Origin of the sequence: Microbacterium arabinogalactanolyticum, from assembly GCF_030268005.1 — a bacterium.
Lineage (GTDB): Bacteria > Actinomycetota > Actinomycetes > Actinomycetales > Microbacteriaceae > Microbacterium > Microbacterium arabinogalactanolyticum.
Genome location: NZ_BRZC01000004.1, coordinates 553,639 through 575,865, shown reverse-complemented (window position 1 = coordinate 575,865; position 22,227 = coordinate 553,639). Strand labels below are relative to the sequence as shown.

Below are 22,227 nucleotides of genomic sequence, written 5' to 3'. Positions count from 1 at the left end.
CGTGACGATATGAAGTTCTCCGGTGAGCTGCCCGCAGTGGATCTGACCTATTCGGACGTCTTCCTGGTGCCACGGCGATCCGCCGTCTCCAGCCGGCTCCAGGTGGATCTGGCGCCGCACGACGGCACGCCCGCCACGATTCCGCTGGTGTCGTCGAACATGAACTCGGTGACCGGGCCGCGGCTCGCCGCCGCGCTCGCCCGGCGCGGCGGGATCGGCGTGCTGCCCCAGGACCTGCCGCTGCAGGAGCTGGATGCGGCGATCCGCTGGGTCAAGCGCCAGCCGGTGCGCTGGGACACGCCTCTCGTGCTCTCCCCGCGGGCGACGGTCGCCGACGCGCTGCGGCTGCTGCCTTCGCTGCCCGGTCACGGCATCGTCGTCGCCGATCACCGCGGGGACGGGCCTCTCGAGCGCGCCGACGTGCAGGGCATCCTGCCCGCGCCGCGGCTCGCGACCGCGCTGCCGGACGCCGCCCTCGGCGACCTCGTGCACGCCGGGCCGATCGCACTGGCCGCCGAGGACATCGGCGAGGGACGCGCCGCGTACGACGCCATCGACGCGGCGGATGCCGAGATCGTCCTGGTGCTCGATCACGGGCACGTGGTCGGCACCCTGACCCCGCGCACCGCTCTGCGCTCGAGCCTGTACGGCCCTGCGGTGGATTCCTCAGGGCGACTTGCGGTCGCGGCCGCGGTCGGCATCAACGGGGACGTCGCGGGCAAGGCCCGCGCCCTGGCATCCGCCGGAGTCGACGTGCTGGTGATCGACACCGCCCACGGGCATCAGGAGGGGATGCTGCGCGCGCTGCAGACCGTCGCGGGTCTGGATCTCGGCATCCCGCTGGTCGCCGGCAACATCGTCACCGCCGACGGCGTGCACGACCTCGTGCGGGCAGGGGCGTCGATCCTCAAGGTCGGCGTGGGGCCCGGCGCGATGTGCACGACGCGCATGATGACCGCCGTCGGGCGCCCGCAGTTCTCCGCCGTGCTCGAGACCGCGCAGGCGGCGCGCGAGCTCGGCGCGCACGTGTGGGCCGACGGGGGAGTGCGCTATCCGCGTGACGTCGCGCTCGCGCTCGCCGCGGGCGCAGCATCCGTCATGATCGGATCGTGGTTCGCCGGCACGATCGAGGCGCCGGGCGAGCTGATGCACGACGCCGAGGGTCGCGCGTACAAGGAGTCCTGGGGGATGGCGTCCACGAAGGCGGTGCAGGCCAGGTTCGAGCGGCTGGACCCCTACGAGCTCGCTCGCAAGGAGCTGTTCGCGGAGGGCATCTCCTCGTCGATGATCTATCTGGACCCGCTCCGGCCCGGCGTGGAGGACCTGCTGGACATGATCACCTCGGGCGTGCGCTCCTCGTTCACCTATGCGGGAGCAGCCACCGTCGCCGAGTTCCATGACCGCGCCCTGGTCGGCCTGCAGTCCGCCTCCGGCTACGAGGAGGGCAAGGCGCTGCCGGTGAGCTGGTAGCGTCGCGCGGCTCACAGCAGGATTCTGTAAGATCGTCCGCACCATGGACGACCCTCCTTCTTGCAGTCCCTCGCCCCACCGCCCGATCCTCGCCCTGAGTGAGGACTTCAGCTGATGGAATTCGTGCTGCTGGGCGTGGGGCTCCTCCTCATCGTCGGGACCGGCCTGTTCGTGGCCAGCGAGTTCGCCCTGGTCAACCTCGACCGCGCAGAGCTCGAAGCGCGCCAGGCGCGCGGCGAGTCCCGGCTGATGCTCACCATCCGTGCTCTCAAGATCACCTCGACGCATCTCTCCTCGGCGCAGCTGGGCATCACGCTCACCACGCTGCTGACCGGATACACCATGGAGCCGGCGATCTCGAAGCTCCTCGAGCCGCTGCTCGAGGCATGGGGCGTTCCGGATGCCGCGGCCGTACCGGTCTCGGTCACCGTGGCGATGCTCGTCGCCACATTCCTGTCGATGATCATCGGCGAGCTGGTGCCGAAGAACTTCGCGCTCGCCCTCCCGCTGCAGACGGCCAAGCTGGTCATCCCGTTCCAGACGGCGTTCACCGTGGTGTTCAAGCCCGCGGTGCTGATGCTCAACGGCAGCGCGAACGCCGTGCTGCGCGCCATGGGCATCGAGCCGAAGGAGGAGCTCTCCGGCGCACGCAGCGCCGAGGAGCTCTCCTCGCTGGTGCGCCGGTCGGCCAGCCAGGGCGTGCTCGAGGAGGACACGGCGACGCTGCTGGACCGCAGCCTCAACTTCGCCCGCCTCACCGCCGATGACATCATGACCCCGCGCCCGAGCATGCACGCGATCTCGGTCGGCGACTGCGCGGACGACGTCATCCGCCTGGCCCGCAGCACCGGTCACAGCCGCTTCCCCGTGTACGACGACGACCTCGACGACATCACGGGCGTCGTGCATGTCAAGGCCGCCGTCTCCGTGCCCCGCGAGAGGCGTCTGGAGGTGCCCGTCGGAGCACTCAGCACGGAGCCGCTGCGGGTGCCGGAGACCGTGCACCTCGACGCCCTGGTCGCCGAGCTGCGCTCGAAGGGGTACCAGATGGCGATCGTCGTCGACGAGTACGGCGGCACCGCCGGCATCGTCACCCTGGAGGACCTCATCGAGGAGATCGTCGGCGAGGTGTTCGACGAGCACGACCGCTCCCGCGCGGGCATCGTCCGCCGGGTCGACTCGATCACCTTCCCCGGCGAGCTGCGCCCGGACGAACTCCTCGCACGCACCGGCATCGAAGTGCCCGAGGGCGAGGTCTACGACACCATCGGCGGCTACATGATGAGCCTGCTCGAGCGCGTGCCCGCCCTCGGCGACGAGGTGCGCATCGGATCGGGCACTCTCACGGTGGTGCGCATGGACGGCAGGCGGGTGGATCGCATCCGCTACATCGCCGACCCCGCCGCCGAGACCGACGACGAGACGGAGGCCCGCCGATGAGCGACTGGGCAGGCCTGGTGTGGCTGATCGTGCTGCTGGTCGCCAACGCGTTCTTCGTCGGCGGCGAGTTCGCCGTCATCTCCGCGCGCCGCTCGCAGATCGAGCCGCTCGCAGAGCAGGGCTCGCGCGCGGCGAAGACCGCGCTGTACGCGATGGAGCACGCCACGCTGATGCTGGCGACCTCGCAGCTGGGCATCACGATCTGCTCGCTGCTGATCCTGAACGTGTCCGAGCCGGCGATCCATCACCTGCTGGAGATCCCGATGCACGCGCTGGGCTGGGATCCCGGGCTGATCTCGGTGCTCGCCTTCGTGATCACCCTGGCCCTGGTGTCGTTCCTGCACGTCGTGTTCGGCGAGATGGTGCCGAAGAACCTGGCGTTCTCGGTGCCCGACCGCGCCGTGCTGATCCTGGCACCGCCGCTGGTGTGGGTCTCCCGCGTGTTCCGGCACGTGATCGCCCTGCTGAACGGCTCGGCGAACCTGGTCCTGCGGCTGTTCGGCGTGGAGCCGAAGAACGAGGCGGCCTCGACGTTCACGATCGAGGAGGTCGCGACGATCGTCGACCGCTCGCGTCGCGAGGGCGTCCTGACGGACACCTCCGGCGCAGTCGCCGCTGCGGTCGAGTTCACCGACAAGAAGGCGCGGGATGTCGCCGTGCCGCTGGCCGAGCTGATCACCCTGCCCGACACCGCGACGCCCGGCGATGTGGAGAAGGCAGTGGCCCGCTACGGGTTCTCGCGCTACGTGATCGTCGACGACGAGGACGTGGCGATCGGCTACGTGCATCTCAAGGACGTCCTGCGGGCCTCCGAGGAGTCCGACTCGCACATCGACGAGCCGCTGCCCGCCAAGCGGATCCACCACATGGTGCCCGTGCAGGAGGACACCGACCTGGAGGACGCGCTCGCCGCGATGCGCCGGGGCGGACGTCACCTCGCGAAGGTGCGGGATTCCTCGGGGGAGACGACCGCGGTGCTCTTCCTGGAGGACATCCTCGAGGAGCTCGTCGGCGAGGTGCAGGATGCCACGCGCCGTGGCCACGGCCGCTGAGCGCCGCGCCATCGCCGAGTGCGACGCGGCTGCTGAGCGCTGCCTCCCGCGGAGGTGACGCTCAGCGCCAGCGCGCGCGCAGGTACTGCGGCGGCCAGGTGACCTCGGCGCCCAGCTCATGCGCCGCGCGCAGCGCGAAGTGCGGGTCGCGCAGCCACTCGCGGCCGGCGAACACCGCATCCGCTGCGCCGGAGGCGAGCACCTCCTCGGCCTGGGCCGCGGAGGTGATCAGCCCCACCGCGCCGGTGGGCACCCGCCCGCCGGCGCGGACGATCTCCGCGAACGGCACCTGGTAGCCCGGACGCAGCTGCACCTTCGGGTGCGCGATCGTGCCGCCGCTGGAGACGTCGACGAGGTCGGCTCCGTGCTCGATCGCCCACCTGCCGACCTCCGCCGCCTCCTCGGGGACGAAGCCGCCCTCGGCGTAGTCGGTCGCCGAGAGCCGTACGAGCACCGGCAGATCGGGACCCGCGATCTCCCGGACCGTGTCCACGATCCGCAGCAGCAGCCGGGCGCGGTTCTGCAGCGAACCCCCGTACTCGTCGGAGCGGACGTTCGACAGCGGCGACAGGAACTGGTGCAGAAGATAGCCGTGCGCGCCGTGCACCTCGAGCGCGTCGAATCCGGCATCCACTGCCCGACGCGTCGCGGCGGCGAACCCGGCCACGATGCGATCGATGCCGGCGGAGTCGAGCGCCTCGGCGGGCGCGAAACCCTCGAAGGGAACCGCGGACGGCGCGACGGTCTGCCAGCCGCCCTGATCCGCGGGGACGGATCCCTGCTCATCGGCCCACGGCCACCAGGTGGACGCCTTGCGACCCGCGTGCGCCAGTTGGATGCCGATCATGCCGCCGCGCGCGTGCACGTCGGAGACGATCTCCGCCCAGATGTCGCGCTGCTGGTCGGTCCACAGCCCGGTGTCACGCGGGGAGATGCGGCCCTCCGGGGTCACGGCGGTCGCCTCGGCGACGATGAGTCCTGCGCCGCCTGATGCGAACTGCGCCAGATGCGTGCGGTGCCAGGACTGCGGCACGCCCTCCACAGCGCTGTACATGCACATGGGCGACACCCACAGGCGGTTGCGGAAGGTGCGGGAGCGGAGGGTGAGCGGCGAGAACAGCAGGGTCACCCTACGACGCTACCCGTTGAGGACACGGGCGAGGGCCGTCCCGGATCCGGGACGGTCCTCGGCCTCCGCGCGATAGCGTGGTCTCATGACGCGCGAATGGACGCAGGCCGACACCGCCGGCTTCCTCCGCGTTCCCGCGGCCGATGACGACAAGTACTCCCGCGGCGTCGTCGCGCTGCGCACCGGATCCGCCGCCTACCCCGGTGCGGCGGTGCTCGGTGTGGAGGCGGCCTGGCGCGCGGGTTCGGGGTACGTCCGGTATGCGGGCGAGGCCTCGGATGCCGTGCTGGCGCGCCGCCCGGAGACCGTGGTGGGCTCAGATCTCGGGCGCACCAGGGTCGATGCCTGGGTGATCGGTTCGGGCACGGATGCCGCCCATCGCAGCCCGGAGGAGCAGGAGGCGCTGCGCCGCATCCTCGCCGGATCCGCACCCGTCGTGGTGGACGCGGGCGCCCTGGATCTCGCGCGCGGCGCGACCGCACCGTGCATCCTGACCCCGCACGCCGGCGAGCTCGCCCGGCTGCGCGAGCAGCTCGGGCTCGCCTCGGGGGAGCAGTCCGCGTCCGGCGGTCAGCGGATCGCCGAGGTCGTGGAGACCGCGCAGACGCTGGGATCCGTCGTGCTGTGCAAGGGATCCCGCACGATCATCGCGGCACCGGACGCGGAGCCCATCCTGGTGTCGAACGGGCCGGGATGGCTCGCCACGGCCGGCACGGGCGACGTGCTGGGAGGCGTGCTCGGCGCCCTGCTCGCAGCGAACGCCGGAAAGCCCCTCGCCGAGATCGCGGCGGCGGCCAGCTGGCTGCACGGGCGCGCGGCGGCGGTCGCGTCGGGATCCGGCGACGGTGCCGTCGGGCACCCGATCGTCGCCATCGACGTCGCGGACGCGCTTCCCCTCGCGATCGGGGAGCTGATCGCATGAACGCAGCGTGGAGCGTGCGCGCCGGCGGCCGAGAGCCGGCATGCGGATGACAGGGAAGTCCGGCCGCGCCGCACCGCTGTGGGGTGTGTTCCTCGCCGTGCATGCGGTCGTAGCCTGGCTCGGCTGGGTTCTGCCCGCGCAGCCCATGGGCGACGTGGTGCTGGTCTATCAGCCCTGGTCGTCCGCCGCGCTCGGCGGTGGCCCGGTCGTCGGGATCACCGAGAGCTGGGTCTACCCGCAGCTGGCGCTGGCGCCGATGCTGCTGGCGCAGCTGCTGGCAGTGCCGTTCACCGTCGCCCTGGGACAGCAGGCCGGTTACCTGATCGGGTGGGCGCTGCTGGTCACGCTCTGCGACCTGCTCGGGTTCGCGGCGCTCGTCGGCCGTGGCGGCACCCGGCGCCGCCGGGTCGCCGCGTGGTTCTGGATCAGCGCCCTGATGCTGCTCGGGCCGATCGCCATGTACCGGATCGACGCGATCACCGTGCCCGTCGTGGTCGCGGGCGGGCTGTGGCTCGCGCACCGACCGCGGGTGGGAGCCGCTCTGCTCACGATCGGCGCGTGGGTGAAGATCTGGCCCGGCGCGGTGGTCGTTGCCGCGATCGCCGCCGGCCGGCGGTCCTGGCAGGTGCTGCTGAGCGCAGCATCCGTCACGATCGTGATCATCGGCGTGCTGCTGATGCTGGGCGCAGGCGGGAATCTGCTGGGCTTCCTCGGCATGCAGACCGGCCGCGGCCTGCAGATCGAGGCCGTGGGGGCCACGCCGTTCCTGTGGATGGTCGTGGTCGGCGCCGCGCGCATCGAGTACAGCTATGAGATCCTCACCTTCCAGATCACGGCGCCCGGGGCCGACCTCGTCTCCACACTGCTGACGCCGTTGATGGTGCTCGTCGTCGCCGGGATCCTCGTCGTCGGCGCTCTTCGCGCGCGTGGCGGGGCGGCGTGGCAGCGACTCCTGCCGCCGCTGACGCTGGCGCTGGTGACGGGGCTGAGGGTGACCAACAAGGTCGGCTCTCCGCAGTTCCACACCTGGCTGATCCCGCCGGTCATCCTCTGGATCGTCTTCGACCGCGTCCGAGCGCGCACCGCGGCGCTGCTCGTCCTGGTGCTGTGCGCGCTGACGTTCGCGATCTACCCGCTCACCTACGACCAGCTGCTGCGCGCCGAAGCCTTGCCCGTGCTGCTGCTCACCGCGCGCAACCTGCTGCTGGTCGTCCTGCTCGTCCATGCGGTGCGCGCGGTCGTGCGCGTACCGCGCGGATCTATGACCACCACCTGAAACCACCCCTGAAATCGGAGGACGCCCATGCTCGTCGCCTTCTCAGTCGCCCCGTCCGGCAACGGCCGCTCCGGCGATTCCGTCCACGACGCGGTCGCCGCCGCGGTGCGCGTCGTTCGCGAGTCCGGTCTCGCCCATCGCACCACGAGCATGTTCACCGAGATCGAGGGCCCGGACTGGGACACGGTGATGGATGTCGTCAAGCGCGCCACAGAGGCGGTGATGCCGTTCGGCTCCCGCGTCTCACTGGTGCTGAAGGCCGACATCCGTCCCGGCTACAGCGGGGAGCTGGACGCCAAGATCGAGCGGCTCGAAGCGGCGATCGACGCCGCCGACCAGGACTGAGATGAGCGCCGACGGGGAGATCCGCGTCGCGGGCACCGCCGTCGTGCTCCGCGACGGACCGGAGGGCGTGGAGACGCTGATGCTGCGGCGCCCGTCGAAGGGGTCGTTCGCAGGAGCCTGGGTGTTCCCCGGTGGACGTGTCGACCCCGGCGACTGGGGGGATGCGGAGGATGAGGCTGATGCCGCCCGCGCCGCGGCCGTGCGGGAGACGCGGGAGGAGACCGCGATCCGTATCGCGGATGTCACCCTGCTCTCGCGCTGGACGCCGCCGCCCGAGCAGCCCGTGAAGTTCCGCACGTGGTTCTTCCTCGCTCGCGACCTCGGCGACGAGGTGCGGGTGAACCCCGGCGAGATCGAGGAGGCGATGTGGCTGAGCCCGGAGCAGATGTTCGCGCAGCACGAGGCGAGCAGCCTGACGCTCTTCCCGCCGACCTGGGTGACCCTGAACGGACTGCTCGGGCACCGGACGGTCGATGACGCGCTCGCCGCCGTCGGCGAACCGGCGCTCTACGCGACGAACCTGCGCGACGGCGTCGACGGCCGCTTCGCGCTCTGGGCGGGGGATGCCGAGCACGCGGAGGAGCCCGGGGGACCGGATGCCAGGCATCGGCTCCTGATGGGCACGCTGCCCTGGCGCTACGAGCGCCGCTGATGCGGCATCCGCTGGTCATCCCGTCATCGTGGCGCTCGCCCGCCGCTAGCATGGACAGGTGACTCCCTCGAACCTCTCGAGGGGTGCGGCGATGAGGGCGCTCCTCTCTCTCGCCATCGGCAGCTTCGGCATCGGCATGACCGAATTCGTCATGATGGGCCTGCTTCCCGACATCGCCCAGGACCTGCTGCCCGACCTCTGGGCGCGCAGCCAGGAGCAGGCGATCGGCCAGAGCGGCGTGCTCGTGTCGATGTACGCGCTGGGCGTCGTGATCGGCGCGCCGACCATCGCCGGTGCGGTCGCGCGGTATCCGCGTCACCGGGTGATGCTCGGCCTCGCCGTCGCCCTCACCCTGTTCAACGCCCTCGTCGTTGTGCTGCCCGGCTTCGGGCTGGTCGGCATGGCGCGTCTGCTGGCCGGCCTGCCGCACGGCGCCTACTTCGGCATCGGCGCGCTCGTCGCGGCCGACGTTCTGGGGCCGGGGCGTCGCGCTCAGGGTGTGGCCTTCATCCTCACCGGACTCACGATCGCGAACGTCGTCGGCGTGCCCGTCGGCACCTATCTCGGTCAGCAGTGGGGCTGGCGGACCGCGTTCCTCGTGGTCACCCTGGTCTTCGCGCTCGGCGCCGTGTGCATCGCGCTGTTCGTCCCCGCCCACGAGGGCGATCCCGGCCGCACGATGCGCTCCGAGCTGGGCGTGTTCCGCTCCTCGCAGGTGTGGCTGACGCTGGGCATCGGCGCGATCGGATTCGGCGGCTTCTTCGCGGTGTACAGCTACATCGCCCCGCTCGTCACCGAGGTCGCCGGAGCGCCGCAGTGGGCCGTCCCCGTGACGCTGGTGCTGGTGGGTGTGGGCATGACGATCGGCAACCTCGCAGGCGGCTACTTCGCCGACCGCGACCTGCGCGCGACGCTGCACTTCGGCCTGGCCGGCCTCGCCGCGGCGCTCGTCCTGCTCGCGATGCTGGCCTGGTCGTTCGCCGCGCTGGTGGTCCTGGCGCTGATCGTCGGCGCGCTCTCGGCGATGATCAGCCCGGCCATCCAGACCCGGCTGATGGACGTCGCCGGAGACAACCAGTCGATCGCCGCTGCGCTGAACCACTCCGCGCTGAACATCGGCAACAGTCTGGGCGCGTTCCTCGGCGGCATCGCGATATCGCTCGGGCTGGGCTTCACCGCTCCGGAGTGGGTGGGCGCAGGGCTGGCGCTGCTGGGACTCGGCATCACCGTCATCGCGTACCGTGCCGAGCGGCGGTCGCAACAGGCATCGGTCATGGTCTGAGCCGCGGGTCGCCGGCGGTCGCTGCGGGACGACTCAGGCGTCGAGCAGCCGCTGCAGATGCATCCCGACCTCGTCGGTCTCGATGAGGAAGCCGTCGTGGCCGAAGTCGCTGGCCAGCACGATCGCCTCGTCGTCGATGAGGTTCGGGATGCTGCGCGCGATGCGCTGCTGTCCGTCGACGGGGAACAGCCGGTCGGTGTCGATGCCGATCACCAGGCTCTTCGCGGTGACGGTGTGCAGCGCCTCCTCGACACCGCCGCGGTCGCGACCGATGTCGTGGGAGTTCATCGCCTCGACCACGGTGATGTAGCTGTTCGCGTCGAAGCGGCGGGTGAACTTGTTGCCGTGGAAGTCCAGGTAGGACTCCACCGCGAAGCGACCGCCGTGGCCGAGCGGGGAGACCCCGGACTGCCAGGAGCGCTGGAACCGCTGATTCAGCTCGATGGGGCTGCGGTAGTTCAGCAGCGCCATGCGGCGGGCCAGCGCCAGACCGCGGTGGGGGCCCTCGCCGAGCGCCGCGTCGTAGTACTCGCCGCCGGCGAAGCGCGGGTCCATGCGCACGGTCTCCAGCTGCACGAAGTTCAGGGCCAGCTGATCCGCCGTGGTCACCGGGGGAGAGGAGAGCACGGCCAGGCGCTCGACGCGCTGAGGCTCCATGACGGCCCACTCCAGGGCGTGCATGCCGCCCATGGAGCCGCCGATCACGGCGGCCCAGGTCTCGATGCCGAGCTCGTCGGCCAGGCGGATCTGCGCCGCCACCTGGTCGCGGATCGTGAGGTAGGGGAAGCGAGACGCCCACTCCCGGCCGTCCGGGGCGATGCTCGCGGGGCCGGTCGATCCCTGGCATCCGCCCAGCATGTTCGGGGCGATCACGAACCAGCGATCGGTGTCGATCGCCGCACCCGGGCCGACCACGGAATCCCACCAGCCGGCCGTCGGATGCCCTGCGCCGGCTTCGCCGCGGACGTGGCTGTCACCGGTCAGCGCGTGCAGGATGAGTACCGCGTTGTCGCGTGCCGCGTTGAGCTCGCCCCACGACTCCCAGGCCAGGCGCATCACGGGCAGGTGCTGGCCGCTCTCGGTGCGCAGGTCGCCCAGGAAGGTGAAGCGGCGGTCGCCCGCGGGGTCGCCGTCGCGCCAGGCGCCGGTGGCGGGGGGACGGGCGCGCAGCAGTCGCTGGTCGGCCTCGGTCACGGGTGCCGAGGGCACCGTGTCCTCTGAGGTCGTCTGCCAGTCCATGTGTCCCATTCTCCCGGGTGCCCGCCCGCGGGAGCGGCAGGTTACAGCGCACGCCGCGCGCGGCTCGGGTGTAGTCTCTCGAACATTCAGGCCATCCCGACGAAGGGGGCGCGATGGCGCGTCGGACAGCTCTGCTCATTTCTGTACTTGTGGCTCTCTCATCGCTGTTCGCGGCCGGGCCGGCCACCGCGGCGACGGCCACGATGACGGGCCGGATCGAACTCATCTCGGTGCGATACCAACAGGGGCCGGTCATCGAGATCTACGGCTGGGCGAAGCTCTCCGGCGCAGAGGTCGGCAACAACAACGCCGTGCGCGTGACTCTCACCGGACCGGACGGTGCCGCGGTCTCGACCGCGTTCGATCAGCCGCTGCTGGCCACCCACCAGTTCGACAACGGCGTGGATGATCACCCCGGTCGGGACCAGTTCGGCAACATCGTGCACCATGGGTTCTGGACGATCGCGTCCCCGACCGCACCCGGCGTGTACAGGGCGTGCGCGTCCGCGGCGCCGGGCGTCCCCGGCACGACGTGGACGAGCCTCGGATGCAGCAGCGTCACCGTGCCGCCCCGGGCGGTGGACGGTGCGGTCACGGGCATCGGCCCGCACCCCGGGAAGTCGGGTCTGTACATCGACGGATGGCTCAGCGACAGCTGGGACCGCCACGGCTGGGGGCGATTCGAGGTGACCTACACGCCGGCGAGCGGCGTGCCCGCTGATCAGCGGCCGCCGCGAGGACTGGTGGGCGGCCCCTACACCGCGCCGCCCCCGTCGGAGCTGGCGTCGCAGCATCCGGGAGCCATCGGCCTGCACAGCGTGGTCCAGGTGATCGATCCCGCGCCGCCGGGGACCTACACCGTCTGCGCGACGTTCGGCGATGAGAACGCGGGACTGGTCACCGATCCGTCGTGCAGGACGATCACGATCGACTCCGCGTACGCGACCAGTCGCGCCACAGGCCCGGGCACCTCGAACCTGGTGGTCGGCAGGGCCGTCTCCATGACGCCGGGCACCTGGGTTCCGGCCGATGCCTCGGTTGTGGACCGGCTGATCTGGCAGCGCGGCGCCTCGGACGGCGCGGGCTGGAATGTGCTCAGTGATGTCGATCTCGACGCCGCGACCATAGCCAGCACGACGCCCGGCGGGTCGATGGTCCTCCCCGTGGAGGCCGCCGGTCACCGGGTGTGCCTGGTCGAGACCGCCAGCACCGCCGGCGGAGTTCCCGTGAGCGACTACTCCTGTTACGACGCGGTGATCGGCGAGGCGAGCACCACCAGGTTGAGTGGCGCCGACCGCTACGCGACCGCAGCGGCGATCTCGCGGGCCGCGTTCCCGGGCACGGGTCCGCGCACGGTGTACATCGCCTCGAGTGCCTCCTTCGCCGATGCGCTCTCCGTGGGGCCGGTCGTCGCCAAGAACCACGCCTCGTTGCTGCTGACCGCGCCGTCGTCATTGCCGTCGGTGACGCGCACCGAACTGTCCCGGCTGCATCCCGCGCGGATCGTGGTCGTCGGCGGGGCGGGAGCGGTGTCGGAGCAGGTCCTCACGCAGCTGCGCTCCCTCGCCCCCTCGGTCTCCCGTATCTGGGGCGCCGATCGCTACGCCACGTCACGCGCCGTGATCGCATCGGCGTTCCCCACCGGGACGGCAGGCGAGGCGCTCGTCGCGACGGGCCGCGATTTCCCCGACGCTGTCGCGGCGGTTCCGGCCGCGATCGCCCGGTCGGCTCCCATCCTGCTCGTCGACGGCGCGGCCGGCCGCGCCGACGCGGCAACCGTCGCCGAGCTGCGGCGGCTCGGGGTGCAGACCTTGACGGTGCTCGGCGGCACAGGCGCGGTCACGACCGGCGTTTCCTCAAGCCTGAGCCCCAGCGCGAAGGTGGTGCGAGCAGCGGGCGCGGATCGGTACGAGACGGCCCTGGCGGTGGCGCGCCTGGCGGCGCCTGGTCCGTCAGCCGATGCCTACATCGCGGCGGGCGCTGACTACCCTGATGCGCTCGCGGCCGCGACGCTGCAGGGCGTGAGGCCTGGAGCGATCTACCTGGCACCCGCGACGTGCACTCCTGCGGCGGTGGTCGGCGACCTCGTGCGCACCGGCGTCGAGCGTGTCAGCCTCCTCGGCGGATACGGCGTGCTCGGTTTCAGCGCCGTGACGGCCTGCCCAGCGCGCAACTGAGCCCGGATGCATGGATGCCCCGGACCGCGCGGTCCGGGGCATCCATGTCTCTGAGGAGGAGAGCGCGATCAGGCGCGAGCGGCCTCGGCGACGCGACGCGCGGCGACCAGCGCCGTCTCCAGGTCCGCCTTGAGGTCGTCGATGTTCTCGAGGCCGACCGACAGGCGCACCAGGCCCGGCGTGACGCCGGCGGTGAGCTGCTGCTCGGGCGAGAGCTGGGAGTGGGTGGTGGAGGCCGGGTGGATGACCAGGGAGCGCACGTCACCGATGTTGGCGAGGTGGCTGAACAGCGTGAGGCTGTTCACGAACTCGCGACCGGCCTCCACGCCGCCCTTGAGCTCGAAGGACAGCACCGCGCCGACGCCCTTCGGGGCGTACTCGTTGGCCTTGGCGTACCAGGGCGAGGACGGCAGGCCCGAGTAGTTCACGGAGGCGACGTCGTCGTGGTTCTCGAGCCACTCGGCGATCTCCTGGGCGTTCTGCACGTGACGCTCGACGCGCAGCGAGAGGGTCTCGATGCCCTGGATCAGGTTCCAGGCGCTCTGCGGGGCGATCGCGGAGCCGAGGTCGCGCAGCAGCTGCACGCGGGCCTTGATGATGTACGCGAGACCGTCGCCGACGGCGGTGGTGTAGCTCGCGCCGTGGTAGGAGGGGTCCGGCTCGGTGAGGCCGGGGAACTTCTCGACGTTCTTCGACCACTCGAAGGAGCCGCCGTCGATGATCGCGCCGCCGATGGTGGTGCCGTGGCCGCCGAGGAACTTGGTGACCGAGTGGACGACGATGTCGGCGCCGTGCTCGAACGGGCGGATGAGGAACGGGGTGGCGATCGTGTTGTCGACGATCAGCGGCACGCCGCCCTCGTGGGCGATGTCGGCGACGGCGCGGATGTCGAGCACGTTGATCTTCGGGTTGCCGATGGTCTCGGCGAAGAACAGCTTCGTGTTCGGGCGGAGCGCCGCGCGCCACTCGGCCGGGTCGTCCTGGTTCTCGACGAAGGTGACCTCGATGCCGAGCTTGGCGAGCGTGTACTTGAAGAGGTTGTAGGTGCCGCCGTAGATCGAGCTGGACGACACGATGTGGTCGCCGGCCTGAGCGATGTTCAGCACGGCGAACGTGGACGCCGCCTGGCCGCTGGAGAGCACGAGGGCACCGGTGCCGCCCTCGAGCGCGGCGAGGCGCTGCTCGAGCACGTCCTGGGTGGGGTTCTGGATGCGGGTGTAGATGTTCCCGAACTCGGCCAGGGCGAACAGGTTCGCGGCGTGGTCGGCGTTGTCGAACACATAGGAGGTCGTCTGGTAGATCGGCGTGGCGCGCGCCTTCGTGACCGGGTCGGGTGCCGCGCCGGCGTGGATCTGCTTGGTCTCGAAGCGCCAGTTCTCGGGTGTGGACATGAGGTTCTCCCAGAGTGAGTGTGGTCGTGCGGCCGGATGCCTGGAAGCGAGGTTACGGAGCGAGCACGACGCCGGACAACCGCCGGGAAATGTTACGTAACACAGCGAAGCGCCCCGAAAGCCGTACGGTGGATGCATGCTGAACAGACGTGCCGTGGTAACAGGGGCGAGTACCGGTATCGGAGAGGCCGCAGTGCGTGCGCTGCGCGCGCAGGGCTGGGACGTGGTCGGCGTCGCCAGACGGGCGGAACGGCTGGAGGCGCTCGCCGCGGAGACGGGATCGTCGGCGATCGCCTGCGACCTGACCGATCCGGATGCCGTGGCCGCGCTCATCGAGGAGCTCGAGCGCACCGGCCCCGTGCACGCGCTCGTGCAGGTCGCCGGCGGCGCCCGGGGCACCGACAGCGTCGAGAACGGCTCGATCGACGACTGGCAGTGGATGTACGACGCGAACGTGCTCTCGACGCAGCGGCTCGTCGCCGGCGTCCTGCCGCTGCTGCGCCGCGCCGCGGAGGACTCCGGCCACGCCGACACGGTCTTCGTGACGTCGACGGCCGCGCAGACCGCCTATCCGGGCGGCGCCGGGTACAACGCGGCGAAGGCTGCGGAGTCGATGCTCGTCAAGGTGCTGCGTCAGGAGCTGAACGGCGAGCCCATCCGCGTTGTCGAGGTCGCTCCCGGCATGGTGCACACCGAGGAGTTCACCCTCAATCGTCTCGGGGGCGACCGGGTCGCCGCGGATGCCGTTTACTCGGGCGTCGAGGAGCCGCTTCTGGCCGAGGACGTCGCCGACGTGATCGCCTTCGCGTTGAACGCGCCGCGTCGCGTGAACCTGGATCTCGTGACCATGCGTCCTGTGGCGCAGTCCGCGCAGCACCTGCTGGCGCGCGGGCCGCTGCACGTGCGCACCGACGTCGACTGATGCCGCAGACGCTCGCCCAGCTGGCCGAGGCCGGGCAGATCGATCCGGAGTGGGCACAGGCGCTCGCGCCCGTGCAGCCGCTGATCACGGAGCTGGGGGACCGGCTGCGCGCCGAGAACGCCGCCGGTCGCGGGTACCTGCCCGCGGGGGCCCAGGTGCTGCGTGCCTTCCAGCGGCCGCTGGCGGACGTGCGCGTGCTGATCACGGGTCAGGACCCGTACCCGACGCCGGGGCATCCGATCGGCCTGTCGTTCGCGGTCGACCGCGAGGTGCGGCCGCTGCCGCGCAGCCTCGGGAACATCTACAAGGAGCGCCAGGACGATCTCGGCATCCCCCCGGCTCCGCACGGCGACCTGACCGCCTGGAGCGACCAGGGCGTGCTGCTGCTGAACAGGGTGCTGACCGTGCGGCCCGGCACCCCGGCCTCGCACCGCGGCTGGGGCTGGGAGAAGGTCACCGAGCTCGCGATCCGCACGCTGGTCGCGCGCCGGAAGCCGCTGGTCGCGATCCTCTGGGGAGCGGATGCCCGGGGCCTCAAGCCCCTGCTGGAGGACACTCCCATCATCGAGTCCGCCCACCCCTCGCCGCTGTCGGCGAGCAGGGGGTTCTTCGGGTCGAAGCCGTTCTCCCGGGCTAATACGATGCTGGAGTCGATGGGCGCGCAGCCCGTCGACTGGCGTGTGGAGGGAGAGGCATGAGCGCGCTGCGCATCCGGCAGGTGGCGGACGCCGATCTGCCGGCGATCCGCGACATCTACAACCACTACGTGCGCACCTCGACGGTCACGTACGACGAGGTCGAGTCCACGGAGCAGACCTGGGCGGACAAGGCCGCGAAGATCGCGGACGCGGGCATCCCGTTCCTGGTGGCCGAGACCGAGGACGGCGAGCTCCTCGGTTACGCGCTCGGCCAGCAGTGGTCCCCGAAGTCGGCGTACAGGTTCACGATCGAGAACTCGATCTATCTCGCCCCGACGGCCGGTGGGCGGGGGATCGGGTGGGCGCTGCTCGCCGAGTTCCTGGACGCCTGCCGCACGGCGGGTCTGCGCCAGGTCATCGCCGTGATCGCCGACCGCGGGGCCGAGGCTTCCATCGCCCTGCACCGCAAGGCGGGCTTCACCGATGCGGGGCGGCTCACCGAGGTCGGTCTGAAGTTCGGCGAGCCGCAAGGAGTGTTCCTGCTGCAGAAGACCCTGTGATCGCGGGGCTCCGTGACCGCCGATCCGTTGCATGACGTCCGCGCCGCGCTCATCGCCCTGAAGCCGGTCGACGCCGGCATCCGTTCGTGCGTCACGCTGCGGAGCGACTCGGCGTTCCTGAGCCTCCTCAGCACCAGCGACCCCACACGGTGGGCGGTCGTGCACTCGACGGGAGCGACCTGGTTCTCCCTCGTCGTCGACGGCCATTTCACCAGGGACATCATCGATGTCGACCTGAGTGCGGATGAGGTGCGCGAGCACCTCGCCGGCCTGGTGAGGATCGCGGTCCCGCACCTGGACGGCAAGAGCCGGCTGACGCGCCGGAGCGGGCGGCGTCGTCTCGCCGTCGCCGTCGACGACGAGGAGGTTCTGCTGTTCGCCCCGCTCAGCCGTCTGCTCGCGCGGCTCTCACCGCTGCGACGGTGGCGTGTTCGCCGGAGGGCGCAGCTCGCGGCTGCCGGCCTGCTGGCCGACCACCGCCTGCCGGCGATGACGTCGAACTGGATGATCGTGCATCCCGAGATGTGGGAGCTGCTCGTCGATCTCGACGCACTGCAAGCAGGACTCGCCGGCTCGCGGACGTGGCGGCGCACGCGCGAGGGGCGAAGGCTGCGACGAGAGCTGTCCGGCGAGTGTCTCCTGCTGGCGGATGCCCTTGCGGACCTCGACCTCGTCGATGTCGCGGTCGGTCTCTCCGACCTCGGCGCCCAGATCGCCGCGTTCGGATCCGGACGCCGGATCGCGGTCAGGGGTGCGGGATGACCGGGATCGCCGCGAGCAGCCGCCTCGTGTAGTCCTCGGCGGGGTGCTGCAGCACGGCATCCGTCGGTCCGTGCTCCACGATCCGTCCGTCCTTCATCACCATGACCGTGTCGGCGAGGTTCTGCACAACGCCGATGTCGTGCGAGACCATGATGACCGTCAGGCCCTCGTCGCGCTGCAGCTGCGCGATCAGCTCGAGCACCTGTGCGCGGACCGTCACGTCCAGCGCCGAAAGAGGCTCGTCGCCGACGAGGACGCGGGGGCGATGCGCGATCGCGCGCGCCAGGGCGATGCGCTGGCGCTGCCCTCCGGAGAATTCGTGGGGGTGCCGATCGGCCATGTCGGCCTCCAGACCCACCTGCTCGAGCACCTCCCGCACCCGCGCACGGTGATCGCCGGGGATGTCGAGCGCCCAGAGCGGCTCGGCGATGATCCGGCCCGCCGTCATCCGCGGATCCAGTGACGCGTACGGGTCCTGGAAGACCAGCCCGGTCTGTCGGCGCAGCCAGTGCAGCGAGCGGGCGGATGCCGTGGCATCCACGTCCCTGCCGTCGACCGCCACCCGGCCGGTCGTCGGACGGTCGAGCCCCAGCAGCAGTCGCACAAGGGTGGACTTGCCGGAGCCGGACTCGCCGATGATGCCGACCGACTCGCCCGCATCGATCGTCAGATCGGTGGGATGCAGGGCCGTGCTCGTGCGGCGCGACTCGAGGAGGGTGCGCTTGGGAAGGGCGAACGTGCGGCCGAGGCCCTCCGCCTCGATGAGACTCATGCGACGCCTCCCTTCGGTGCGTGACCCTCGTCATGCCCGGCGTCGGGACGCCACAGCGTCGCGGTCGCGTCGCGCAGCAGCGCCTGGGTGATCGGGGACGACGGCGCGCTCAGCAGCGTCGAGACGGGTCCCTGCTCGGCGATGCGGCCGTGCTCGAGCACCACCGCGTGCGTCGCCACCTGTGACAGCACGGCGAGATCGTGCGTGATGAACACCAGCGACATGCCGTGCTCCTGCACCAGCGACAGCAGCAGCCTCAGCACCTCGGCCTGGATCGTGACGTCGAGGGCGGTGGTGGGCTCGTCGGTGATCAGCAGCTTCGGCCGGCAGGCGAGTGCCATCGCGATCGCGACGCGCTGGCGCTGGCCGCCGGAGAGCTGATGGGGGTAGCGGTCCACGATGGCGTCCGGTTCCGGGAGCCGGACGCGAGCGGCTTCGGCCACGGCCCGCTCGCGGGCCTCGCGGCGTCCGATGCGCTCGTGGATGCGCACCGATTCCGCGATCTGCCGGCCGACCGTGCGGATCGGGTTCAGCGCGGTGCGCGGCTCCTGGAACACCATGCCGATCTCATCACCGCGCAGCTTCGCGAGTTCGCGGTCGGGCATCCCGATCAGCTCGGTGCCGTTCCAGCGGATGCTGCCGCTCGCCGTCGCCGCGTCCGGGAGCAGACCCAGCAGTGCGAGCGCGGTCAGGGACTTGCCGGATCCCGATTCGCCGATCAGGCCGAAGCGCTGGCCGTCGGCGACCGAGAACGAGACGCCGTCGATCACACGACGGCCGTCGATCTCGATGACCAGGTCGTTCACCTCGAGGCTCATGCGACCACCGCCGGGACATGCACCTCTGCGCTGCGGCGGCTCAGCGTCGGGTCGGTGGCCTCGCGCAGGGCGTCGCCGAGCAGGTTCAGCCCGAGCACCGTGATCGTGATGGCAAGGCCCGGCCAGACCACGGTGAGCGGATGCACGCCGATGTACCGCTGCAGATCCGCCAGCAGCGTTCCCCAGGACGCCTCGGTGAGGGTCGCTCCGAAGCCCAGGTACGACAGGCCGGCCTCTGCGAGCACGGCGACCGCCATAGACCAGGACAGTTGCACGATGAACACGGGCGCCACGTTCGGCAGCAGGTGCCGCACGAGGTTCTGTGCTGTGGTGAGCCCGCTCGCGCGGCCGGCCACGACGAAGTCGCTCTGCTGCACCCGGCGCAGCTCGGGCCGGGTGACGCGGGCGATGCTCACACCGAACCCGATGCCCACCGAGAACACGACGACCCACAGCGAGCCGCCCCAGACGGCGGAGATCATCATGGCGATCATCAGCACGGGGAACGCGATGAGGATGTCGACGAGCACCGCGACGGTCTCGCGCACCCAGCGCACGGTGAGGGCGCCCAGGGCGGCGAGGGCGACACCGACGAGGGTTGCGACGATGCCCGACCCCACGGCGACGAACAGTGTCGTGCGCGCACCGGCCATGACGAGGCTGAGGATGTCCCGCCCGGTGCCGTCGGTGCCCAGCAGATGCGGCCAGCCGGGGGCTGCCCACCGGCCGCGGATGTCGGAGAGCATCGGATCGAACGGGGTCCAGAACACCGAGACCAGCGCCGTCACGGCGATCAGCAGCACGACGATCACGCCGAACAGCCCCGTGCGCGACGAGAGCAGGGAACGCAGCCAGCGGGGCATCATCCGGCCTCCTCGCGCTGTCGCGGGTCGATGGCGTGATGGACGAGGTCGACCAGGAAGCCGATCACCAGCACGAAGCCGGTCAGCACCAGCAGCTCGCTCTGCACCTTGACGAGATCGCGCGTGCCGACGTCGGCGACCAGCATCCGCCCGATGCCGGGAAGCGTGAACAGCTGCTCCACGACGACCGAGCCGACGATGATGCCCGCGACCTGCACGCCCAGCACGGTCACGATGGAGAGCCCCACGGCAGGGATCCCGTGCCGGATCAGCGCCTGGCGGCGGGTGAGTCCCTTGGCGGCTGCTGTGCGCACGAAGTCCTGGCCGGAGGCCTGCAGCGTCGCGCTGCGCACGAAGCGCATCAGCATGGCGCCCTCGACGATCCCGATGGTCATGGCCGGCAGCAGCAGCGATTCGAACGCCTTGGCCGGGGTCGACCAGCCGGTGCGAGGGAACCCCTGGGCGGGCAGCCAGCCCAGCCAGTGCGCGAAGACGACGACCAGCATCATGCCGGCCCAGATGACCGGGATCGCCGCGACCGCCTGCGCGGTGACGCTCAACGCGGTGCCGCCGCCGCGACCCCGCAGCATCGCGGAGAGCACGCCGAAGGGCGCTGCGATCAGCATCGCGATGGTCATCGACATCAGGGCCAGCGGCCAGGTGACCCGCGCCTTCTCGGCGAGCTCGGCGCCCACCGAGGCCCCGCTGAGCTGAGAGGTGCCCAGGTCGCCGTGCAGGATGCCGCCGATCCAGTCGGTGTACTGCGCGAGCAGCGGCTTGTCGAGTCCGAGTGACTGGCGGATCGCCTCGACCTGTTCGGGGCTCGCCTGCGTGCCGGCGATCAGCTGCGCGACGTCGCCGGGGAAGACCCGCAGGGTGAAGAAGATGATCACGCTCGACACGAGGAGCCCTGCGATGAGCAGGACTCCTCGTGTGAGCGCGTAGCGGAGCATGTCAGCCGGCGGTCTTGGTGACGCCCGCGAGGTCGATGCGCGAGTTGATCGAGTCCTTCGGGAAGCCCTTGACGCCCGCGGTCAGGGCGGTCAGGGTCGCGCCGTTGTACAGCCAGTCCGCAGCGTCGTCCTCGGAGACGATCCGCGCGGCCTCCGCGAGCAGATCGGCCGACTTCGCCGGGTCGAGCTCGGCCTGCGACTGCGCATAGAGGTCCTGCACCTGCTTGTTGTCGTAGCCGAAGTAGTACTCGGGGTTCGCCCAGTTGCTGAAGTCGCGCGGCTCGACGTGCAGCACGAAGCTCAGCTCGTAGTCGTGGTTCTTGTAGACGTCCTCGAGCCAGGTGGCGAACTCGACGCGGTCGACTTCGAGCGAGACGCCGATCTTGGCGTAGTCGGAGACGAGCACCTGAGCGACGGTCGTGCCGTAGAACGACGGGATCGTCAGGGAGAGGTCGAGCTTCTCGACGCCGGCCTCCTTGAGGAGCGCCTTGGCCTTGTCGGGGTCGTAGGGGACCAGCTTGGACAGGTTCTCGTAGCCAGGATCGAGCTCCGGGATCGGACCGTACAGCGGCTGGCCCGCGCCGACCGCCTCGACGAGAGCCTCGTGGTCGACCGCCAGGCGCAGTGCCTCGCGCACGCGCTTGTCGTTCAGCGGAGCCTTCGCGTTGTTGAAGGCGAGCGTGGCCTTGTCGGTGGTGCGCCCTGTCGTGATCGTGAAGTCGCCGCTGTCCTTCAGCTGCGAGACCAGGTTCGGGTCGACGGCGGTGAGCACGTCGACGCTGCCGTCCAGAGCCGCGTTCACGCCGGCGGTGAAGTCCGGGATGTACTGGAACGTGACCTCGGCGAGCCCGGCCTTCTTGCCCCAGTAGTCCTCGTTGCGCGAGAACGTGATCGAGCTGCCCTTGGCCCAGCGCTGCAGCGTGAAGGGACCCGTGCCGTTCTCGGCGGTCTTCAGATCGGTGGTGTCTCCGGTCTTGAAGACGAGGCCGGCAGGTCCCGTGAGGTTGAAGAGGAAGTTCTGATCCGGCTTGGCCAGCGTGATCTGCACCGTCGTCGGGTCGGGTGCGGTGATCGCGGTGACGCCGGCGAACTCGGCGTTGCCCTGCACCGTGGCATCCGACTTCACGGTCTCGTACGACGAGACGACGTCGGCCGAGGTGAGGGCGGTGCCGTCGTGGAAGGCGATGCCCTCATTGAGCGTGAAGGTGTAGGTGAGGCCGTCGGGCGAGATCTCGTGGGACTTCGCCAGGCGGTCCTCGACCTTGTTGTCCTGCGTGCGCGTGACGAGGCCTTCGTAGATGTTGTCGACCAGGATCTGCTCGAGTGCTGCGCCGCTGGTGTGGCGGATGTCGAGGTTGGTGGGCTCGAGCACCAGCCCGACCGTGAGACCCGCCTTGGGGTCGGCCTTTCCGGTCGAGGTGGTCTGCGGCTCGGTCGATCCGCCGCAGGCGGTGAGGATCAGAGCGCCGATGGCGAGGATGCCGATGGCCGCGAGACGGGCCGATCGTCGGGTGCTGCGGAAGGGAGACACGGTGTTTCCTCTCGGAGGGGTGCTGTGAGACGC

At 70.7% G+C, this 22,227-nt stretch carries 21 protein-coding genes; 13 read left to right on the top strand and 8 right to left on the bottom strand.

Annotated elements, in window-relative coordinates:
* Positions 1-9: 9 nt before the first annotated feature.
* From guaB1 to MIAR_RS07245, 3 genes are all read left to right on the top strand, one after another.
* The gene (guaB1, locus tag MIAR_RS07255; protein ID WP_285633467.1) at positions 10-1,470 is read left to right on the top strand and encodes a GMP reductase; all 1,461 of its coding nucleotides are present in this window, start codon (positions 10-12) and stop codon (positions 1,468-1,470) included.
* A 114-nt stretch (positions 1,471-1,584) separates the two neighbouring features.
* Entirely contained in the window at positions 1,585-2,910 is a 1,326-nt protein-coding gene (locus MIAR_RS07250) for a hemolysin family protein (protein ID WP_285633464.1), read from the top strand.
* Positions 2,907-3,962, top strand: coding sequence for a hemolysin family protein (locus MIAR_RS07245; protein WP_285633461.1), 1,056 nt, complete (start codon positions 2,907-2,909; stop codon positions 3,960-3,962). Before MIAR_RS07250 ends, MIAR_RS07245 begins: the two co-directional genes overlap by 4 nt.
* 61 nt (positions 3,963-4,023) lie before the next feature.
* Here MIAR_RS07245 and MIAR_RS07240 read toward each other — a convergent pair whose 3' ends face one another.
* On the bottom strand, positions 4,024-5,091 hold the full coding sequence (locus MIAR_RS07240; protein ID WP_285633458.1) for an NADH:flavin oxidoreductase/NADH oxidase: 1,068 nt from the start codon (positions 5,089-5,091) through the stop codon (positions 4,024-4,026).
* 85 nt (positions 5,092-5,176) lie between these two features.
* Between MIAR_RS07240 and MIAR_RS07235 the strand changes: the two genes are divergently transcribed.
* From MIAR_RS07235 to MIAR_RS07215, 5 genes are all read left to right on the top strand, one after another.
* On the top strand, positions 5,177-6,013 hold the full coding sequence (locus MIAR_RS07235; protein ID WP_285633454.1) for an ADP-dependent NAD(P)H-hydrate dehydratase: 837 nt from the start codon (positions 5,177-5,179) through the stop codon (positions 6,011-6,013).
* Between the two features lie 46 nt (positions 6,014-6,059).
* Positions 6,060-7,289, top strand: a complete 1,230-nt coding sequence (locus tag MIAR_RS07230) for a hypothetical protein (protein ID WP_285633451.1) — start codon at positions 6,060-6,062, stop codon at positions 7,287-7,289.
* Between the two features lie 27 nt (positions 7,290-7,316).
* Positions 7,317-7,634, top strand: coding sequence for a thiamine-binding protein (locus MIAR_RS07225; protein WP_285633448.1), 318 nt, complete (start codon positions 7,317-7,319; stop codon positions 7,632-7,634).
* A gap of 1 nt (position 7,635) precedes the next feature.
* Entirely contained in the window at positions 7,636-8,286 is a 651-nt protein-coding gene (locus MIAR_RS07220; protein ID WP_285633446.1) for an NUDIX hydrolase, read from the top strand.
* A gap of 91 nt (positions 8,287-8,377) precedes the next feature.
* Complete coding sequence (locus MIAR_RS07215; RefSeq protein ID WP_425561585.1) at positions 8,378-9,568, top strand: MFS transporter; 1,191 nt, start codon at positions 8,378-8,380, stop codon at positions 9,566-9,568.
* Between the two features lie 33 nt (positions 9,569-9,601).
* On the opposite strand, the gene metX is transcribed toward MIAR_RS07215, so the two are convergent.
* Complete coding sequence (gene metX / locus MIAR_RS07210) at positions 9,602-10,807, bottom strand: homoserine O-acetyltransferase MetX (RefSeq protein ID WP_285633441.1); 1,206 nt, start codon at positions 10,805-10,807, stop codon at positions 9,602-9,604.
* 149 nt (positions 10,808-10,956) lie between these two features.
* Here metX and MIAR_RS07205 point away from each other — a divergent pair, with 149 nt between their 5' ends.
* A complete protein-coding gene (locus MIAR_RS07205) occupies positions 10,957-12,984 on the top strand; it encodes a cell wall-binding repeat-containing protein (RefSeq protein WP_285633439.1) in 2,028 nt (675 codons plus the stop codon).
* Between the two features lie 68 nt (positions 12,985-13,052).
* On the opposite strand, the gene MIAR_RS07200 is transcribed toward MIAR_RS07205, so the two are convergent.
* Positions 13,053-14,375, bottom strand: coding sequence for a bifunctional o-acetylhomoserine/o-acetylserine sulfhydrylase (locus MIAR_RS07200; RefSeq protein ID WP_285633437.1), 1,323 nt, complete (start codon positions 14,373-14,375; stop codon positions 13,053-13,055).
* Between the two features lie 136 nt (positions 14,376-14,511).
* On the opposite strand from MIAR_RS07200, the gene MIAR_RS07195 reads away from it, so the two are divergent.
* Genes MIAR_RS07195 through MIAR_RS07180 form a run of 4 tightly spaced genes read left to right on the top strand, consistent with a single transcriptional unit; the run spans position 14,512 to position 17,257 of the window.
* Entirely contained in the window at positions 14,512-15,297 is a 786-nt protein-coding gene (locus tag MIAR_RS07195; protein WP_285633434.1) for an SDR family oxidoreductase, read from the top strand.
* On the top strand, positions 15,297-15,995 hold the full coding sequence (locus tag MIAR_RS07190; RefSeq protein WP_285633431.1) for a uracil-DNA glycosylase: 699 nt from the start codon (positions 15,297-15,299) through the stop codon (positions 15,993-15,995). The genes MIAR_RS07195 and MIAR_RS07190 overlap by 1 nt, the downstream gene beginning before the upstream one ends.
* A complete protein-coding gene (locus MIAR_RS07185; protein WP_285633428.1) occupies positions 15,992-16,495 on the top strand; it encodes a GNAT family N-acetyltransferase in 504 nt (167 codons plus the stop codon). The genes MIAR_RS07190 and MIAR_RS07185 overlap by 4 nt, the downstream gene beginning before the upstream one ends.
* 12 nt (positions 16,496-16,507) lie before the next feature.
* A complete protein-coding gene (locus MIAR_RS07180) occupies positions 16,508-17,257 on the top strand; it encodes a hypothetical protein (RefSeq protein ID WP_285633425.1) in 750 nt (249 codons plus the stop codon).
* On the opposite strand, the gene MIAR_RS07175 is transcribed toward MIAR_RS07180, so the two are convergent.
* From MIAR_RS07175 to MIAR_RS07155, 5 genes are read right to left on the bottom strand one after another with little or no spacing between them, the layout of a single operon-like run.
* Complete coding sequence (locus MIAR_RS07175) at positions 17,241-18,029, bottom strand: ABC transporter ATP-binding protein (protein WP_285633422.1); 789 nt, start codon at positions 18,027-18,029, stop codon at positions 17,241-17,243. The two genes, MIAR_RS07180 and MIAR_RS07175, sit on opposite strands and share 17 nt — an antisense overlap.
* Entirely contained in the window at positions 18,026-18,847 is an 822-nt protein-coding gene (locus tag MIAR_RS07170) for an ABC transporter ATP-binding protein (protein WP_285633418.1), read from the bottom strand. The genes MIAR_RS07175 and MIAR_RS07170 overlap by 4 nt, the downstream gene beginning before the upstream one ends.
* Entirely contained in the window at positions 18,844-19,713 is an 870-nt protein-coding gene (locus MIAR_RS07165; RefSeq protein ID WP_425561559.1) for an ABC transporter permease, read from the bottom strand. The genes MIAR_RS07170 and MIAR_RS07165 overlap by 4 nt, the downstream gene beginning before the upstream one ends.
* Positions 19,710-20,663: an ABC transporter permease gene (locus MIAR_RS07160; protein ID WP_285633415.1), complete on the bottom strand. Its 954-nt coding sequence runs from the start codon at positions 20,661-20,663 to the stop codon at positions 19,710-19,712. Before MIAR_RS07160 ends, MIAR_RS07165 begins: the two co-directional genes overlap by 4 nt.
* A 1-nt stretch (position 20,664) precedes the next feature.
* Positions 20,665-22,194: an ABC transporter substrate-binding protein gene (locus MIAR_RS07155; protein WP_285633412.1), complete on the bottom strand. Its 1,530-nt coding sequence runs from the start codon at positions 22,192-22,194 to the stop codon at positions 20,665-20,667.
* Positions 22,195-22,227 lie beyond the last annotated feature (33 nt).

What these genes read in the sequence shown, in the direction of transcription:
- MIAR_RS07185 (WP_285633428.1), top strand. Translation starts at nt 15,992, where the DNA reads ATGAGCGCGCTGCGCATCCGGCAGGTGGCGGACGCCGATCTGCCGGCG.
- MIAR_RS07160 (WP_285633415.1), bottom strand. Translation starts at nt 20,663, where the DNA reads ATGCTCCGCTACGCGCTCACACGAGGAGTCCTGCTCATCGCAGGGCTC.
- MIAR_RS07220 (WP_285633446.1), top strand. Translation starts at nt 7,636, where the DNA reads ATGAGCGCCGACGGGGAGATCCGCGTCGCGGGCACCGCCGTCGTGCTC.
- metX (WP_285633441.1), bottom strand. Translation starts at nt 10,807, where the DNA reads ATGGACTGGCAGACGACCTCAGAGGACACGGTGCCCTCGGCACCCGTG.
- MIAR_RS07230 (WP_285633451.1), top strand. Translation starts at nt 6,060, where the DNA reads ATGACAGGGAAGTCCGGCCGCGCCGCACCGCTGTGGGGTGTGTTCCTC.
- MIAR_RS07190 (WP_285633431.1), top strand. Translation starts at nt 15,297, where the DNA reads ATGCCGCAGACGCTCGCCCAGCTGGCCGAGGCCGGGCAGATCGATCCG.
- MIAR_RS07235 (WP_285633454.1), top strand. Translation starts at nt 5,177, where the DNA reads ATGACGCGCGAATGGACGCAGGCCGACACCGCCGGCTTCCTCCGCGTT.
- MIAR_RS07195 (WP_285633434.1), top strand. Translation starts at nt 14,512, where the DNA reads ATGCTGAACAGACGTGCCGTGGTAACAGGGGCGAGTACCGGTATCGGA.
- guaB1 (WP_285633467.1), top strand. Translation starts at nt 10, where the DNA reads ATGAAGTTCTCCGGTGAGCTGCCCGCAGTGGATCTGACCTATTCGGAC.
- MIAR_RS07170 (WP_285633418.1), bottom strand. Translation starts at nt 18,847, where the DNA reads ATGAGCCTCGAGGTGAACGACCTGGTCATCGAGATCGACGGCCGTCGT.
- MIAR_RS07200 (WP_285633437.1), bottom strand. Translation starts at nt 14,375, where the DNA reads ATGTCCACACCCGAGAACTGGCGCTTCGAGACCAAGCAGATCCACGCC.
- MIAR_RS07225 (WP_285633448.1), top strand. Translation starts at nt 7,317, where the DNA reads ATGCTCGTCGCCTTCTCAGTCGCCCCGTCCGGCAACGGCCGCTCCGGC.
- MIAR_RS07175 (WP_285633422.1), bottom strand. Translation starts at nt 18,029, where the DNA reads ATGAGTCTCATCGAGGCGGAGGGCCTCGGCCGCACGTTCGCCCTTCCC.
- MIAR_RS07215 (WP_425561585.1), top strand. Translation starts at nt 8,378, where the DNA reads ATGAGGGCGCTCCTCTCTCTCGCCATCGGCAGCTTCGGCATCGGCATG.
- MIAR_RS07245 (WP_285633461.1), top strand. Translation starts at nt 2,907, where the DNA reads ATGAGCGACTGGGCAGGCCTGGTGTGGCTGATCGTGCTGCTGGTCGCC.
- MIAR_RS07165 (WP_425561559.1), bottom strand. Translation starts at nt 19,713, where the DNA reads ATGATGCCCCGCTGGCTGCGTTCCCTGCTCTCGTCGCGCACGGGGCTG.
- MIAR_RS07250 (WP_285633464.1), top strand. Translation starts at nt 1,585, where the DNA reads ATGGAATTCGTGCTGCTGGGCGTGGGGCTCCTCCTCATCGTCGGGACC.